The organism is Pseudomonas baltica (genome assembly GCF_014235765.1).
GTDB lineage: Bacteria > Pseudomonadota > Gammaproteobacteria > Pseudomonadales > Pseudomonadaceae > Aquipseudomonas > Aquipseudomonas baltica.
In genome coordinates, this window is sequence record NZ_JACMYH010000021.1 from 1 (window position 1) to 1,334 (window position 1,334).

The window sequence follows — 1,334 nt, forward strand, 5'->3', positions numbered from 1 at the left end:
TTCTCGTCGTTGACGGTGTGGTGCCGGACAAGAACCAATCCACGCTGCTGTTCATCCCCAGCCGGGTTTTACCTCGGGGCGACACGCAAAACAGCGTGCACTACCACTGCTGGGTCGGATTCAGTGGCGCCAACGAGCAGGTCTCGTATCCTGAAACCCTGCGCATTAAGACCACCAACCCCGGCAACCCACCGGGTGACCCTGCACAGCCGGACATCAATCCCAACCTGGCTGCCCCAGTCAATGTGCCCGCACGTATCGAAGACCTGAACCAGGTCACCAGCATTCCCGTGAGCATACTGCCGTACACCCACATGACCGAGGGTGATGTGATTACCGTGTTCTGGGGCGGCGCCGGGGTCAATGCCGATCCCCTCACGGCCAGTCAAGTGGGCAGCACGGTCACCGTGGAGGTGCCCGGGGATATCGTCAGTGCTCGCCCAGGCGACGGCGTCGTGGTGCGCTATCACGTGTATGACGCCGTAGGCAACTACTCCCTGTACAGTCAAAGCGTGCTATGCGACGTGGTGCCCATCGCGACCTTGCCGGCGCCGCTGATCGTGGCCGCGCCGTCCGGCACCCTGGACATGGACACGCTGGCAGGTTCGGACGTCGAGGTCATGGTGCTGCGTGGCAACATCGACCCGGCCGCCGACATTACCCTGCATTTTACCGGTCAACCCACCGATTGGCCCTACCTGGATTACACCCTGGGTCCGATCAAGCTCGGCACGGCGCCGTTCCACACATTCACCGTGCCCAACGTGCTGGGACGCAGCCTGATTGGCAGCGACATCTTCGTGTTCTACGAGGCGGTGACGGGCGGCACTATCGAGCGCTCCTTCAACGCCCAGGCGCAGGTGATCGGCACTGCGTTCGACCTGCCTGCACCGCAGGTGCCCGATGCACTTGGCGGCACCCTGAACCCGCCTGACCTGGGGGCGACGTTCGACATTGTTGCCCCGGCCAATACGGCCTTCATCCACGACGTGCAAGTGCAATTGGTGTGGGACGGGTTCAGTGGGGCCGGCGAGTCGTTTCACCACGAACTGACCAAGACCGTGCTGCTGCCCCAAGCCGGGCAGGCGGTGCGGTTCCAGGCCGAAAAAGGCTGGGCCGAAGAGATTTCCGGCGGCTCCGTCGAGGTGAGCTACAACCTCATCGTGCCCGGCACGGCGCCGGTAAGCTACGGCTCCTTGCCGTTGTCAGTGAACATCGACGGGCAGGCCACGCTGCTGCCGGCCCCTGGCTTCGAACCGGCACTGACGACCAACGACGAGCTGGATGTGGACGCCCTGACCGGCGAGTTCAATGTGCGGGTCAATGTCACCAAC

Annotated in this window: 1 pseudogene; it reads left to right on the forward strand. The window is 63.4% G+C overall.

Annotated features, from left to right (window positions below):
- Window positions 1-1,334 (forward strand): annotated as a pseudogene (locus H7993_RS20675) (hypothetical protein); the annotation flags it as partial.